The organism is Flavobacterium agri, assembly GCF_013401995.1.
Classification (GTDB): domain Bacteria; phylum Bacteroidota; class Bacteroidia; order Flavobacteriales; family Flavobacteriaceae; genus Flavobacterium; species Flavobacterium agri.
This window is the reverse complement of sequence record NZ_JACBJI010000030.1, coordinates 1-1,255: the sequence shown is the minus strand read 5'-3', so window position 1 is coordinate 1,255 and position 1,255 is coordinate 1. Positions and strand designations below refer to the sequence as shown.

Sequence of the window (1,255 nt, the reverse complement as noted above, 5' to 3'; positions counted from 1 at the left end):
CGTGGGCGGGCGACCCGAACTCGGACGACGACCATACCATCCGTTTCGAGTACGAGGCCAACAAGGAAGAGGACTACGTGAGGAGGCTACGCGTTATCGTTTCGAATCCCGAAAACGAAAGCGACGTCTATGGCATAGAACTGACCGGCCTGACCGATTTTTACCTACCCAACACCCTCTACAAAACCATCACCCGTGACGAGAACTGGAAACCCGGCGACGACAAGCTCCACACCACCGAGGAATACAAGGACCTGCAGGGCAGGGTGGTACGCAAGACCGCGTTCTCCGAAGACGGCGCGCACGACACCTATTACGTCTACGACGATTTCGGGAACCTGACTTACGTGCTGCCGCCTGCGGTCGATTTCGCTACGTGGAACGACGATCAACTCAACGGCCTGTGCTACCAATACCGTTACGACGGCCGCAACCGCCTTATCGAGAAAAAGCTCCCGGGCAAGCACTGGGAATACATCGTGTATGACAAACTCGACCGTGTGCGGTTTACCGGACCTGCGCTGAACCCGTTTTCGCCCACCGATCCCAACGGGGCGCAGGGCTGGCTTTTCACCAAATACGACGCGTTCGGCCGCGTGGCCTACACCGGATGGTACTACGGTGACGAAGTCGGGAAGATAATCGACTGGAAATGGCGCCAGGAGATACAGGACATTGTAGATGGTGAAAGCAATAACTCGGAAATCCCGACCCAAACCCCGACGACGATCATCGGCGACGTGGCGAACCTCCCGCTGTATTACGGTGTCGCGACCACTCCGGGCCGCCTGTTCTACCTGCTCACGGCCAACTACTACGACGATTACAGGTTCATTCCTTCGCTTTCGATACCCGCCACGATAGAGCAGACCCAGCAGGTGCACTTCAACAACACCGACAAGCCCAAAGGACTGGCCACGGGATCGTGGGTACGCGTACTGACCACGCCGTCCACCGACGCCGAACTGACCTATATCCTGTACGACTACAAATCCCGTCCGATCAGCACCTACACGACCAACCACCTGGGCGGGTATCATGAAGAGAACAACATCTACGACTTCTTCAGGATACGCCAGACGCGGATCGTGCATCGGTATAACGCTTCCGCGGAACCTATTAAACTGTTCAGCAGTTACACCTTTACGCCCCAGGAGCGTCCGTTCGAGGCGTTTTATCAGGTGAACGGCGGAACCAACGAGCGCATCTTCCTGAACGCCTACGACGACCTGGGCCAGCTCGTCGAAAAGCAGGT

1 pseudogene is annotated in these 1,255 nt (G+C 56.8%); it reads left to right on the top strand.

Annotated features, from left to right (window positions below):
* A pseudogene (locus HZF10_RS17855) lies at positions 1-1,255 on the top strand (DUF6443 domain-containing protein); the annotation flags it as partial.